General features: G+C 43.9%; 3 protein-coding genes. All 3 read left to right on the forward strand.

Annotated elements, in window-relative coordinates; translation table 11 throughout:
• Positions 1-2: 2 nt before the first annotated feature.
• Positions 3-377, forward strand: coding sequence for a succinate dehydrogenase, cytochrome b556 subunit (sdhC, locus tag A3735_RS07090; protein ID WP_068508431.1), 375 nt, complete (start codon positions 3-5; stop codon positions 375-377).
• Positions 371-718, forward strand: coding sequence for a succinate dehydrogenase, hydrophobic membrane anchor protein (gene sdhD, locus A3735_RS07095; RefSeq protein WP_068508433.1), 348 nt, complete (start codon positions 371-373; stop codon positions 716-718). Before sdhC ends, sdhD begins: the two co-directional genes overlap by 7 nt.
• Before the next feature lie 3 nt (positions 719-721).
• Positions 722-1,062: FAD-binding protein (locus A3735_RS07100; RefSeq protein WP_156499489.1), on the forward strand; the 341-nt coding region annotated here is incomplete at its 3' end.

The raw sequence follows: 1,062 nt of genomic DNA on the forward strand, positions 1-1,062 counted from the left end.
CTGTGAAAGATAAACGACCTGTAAATCTCGATCTAACTCAATTTAGTTTTCCTCTGCCTGCGCTAACGTCAATTGTGCACCGTGTTACCGGTGTGGCCTTGTTCGTTGGTGTGGCAATTCTTATGTATGTCCTTGAACTTTCGCTCTCGAGCGAAGACGGTTTTAACGCCGCTAAAGAGTGTCTGGACGGTGCTTTTGTTACTTTGATTATGTGGGGCTTGGTTTCTGCGCTTCTTTATCACTTGGTAGCGGGAATTAAACATTTATTAATGGACTGTGGTATTGGTGAAACGCTTGAAGCTGGCCAGTTCGGTGCCAAAGTTGTTATAGCAGTGTCAGTTGTACTTATCTTATTGGCAGGAGTTTGGTTATGGTAGCAAGTGTTACTAGTTTTGGTCGTAGTGGACTCTATGATTGGATGATTCAGCGTGTTACAGCGGTTGTGTTGGCTGCTTACACGGTATTTATTCTGGGTTATCTAGTGCTAAACCCTGACTTGACATACATGCAGTGGAGTGAGCTGTTTAGTCAAACTTGTGTCAGAGTATTTTCTTTACTTGCTTTGTTATCTTTGGGTGCTCACGCTTGGATCGGTTTGTGGACGGTGTCTACAGACTATCTAAAAGCAATGGTATTCAGGTTTATTTTTCAAGCTGGTTGTGGCCTGGTCATGTTCGTTTACGTGGTCTGGGGTGTTCAGATTCTTTGGGGGCTGTAAGAAATGTCTAAATTAAGAACGCTTAATTATGATGCAATAGTTATTGGTGGTGGCGGTGCTGGTATGCGCGCAGCACTTCAATTGACAGAATCCGGCATCAAAACAGCTTGTATTACTAAAGTATTCCCAACTCGTTCTCACACGGTTTCTGCTCAAGGTGGTATAACTTGTGCGATCGCAAGTGCGGATCCAAATGATGATTGGCGCTGGCACATGTATGACACTGTTAAAGGGTCAGACTATATCGGTGATCAGGACGCAATTGAATATATGTGTTCAGTTGGCCCTCAGGCTGTATTTGAATTGGATCATATGGGTTTGCCTTTCTCGCGAACTGAAGCAGG

Source organism: Oleiphilus sp. HI0061 (genome assembly GCF_001635675.1).

Excerpts from the sequence above, each read along its gene's own strand:
- sdhD (WP_068508433.1), top strand. The coding sequence starts at position 371 with ATGGTAGCAAGTGTTACTAGTTTTGGTCGTAGTGGACTCTATGATTGG.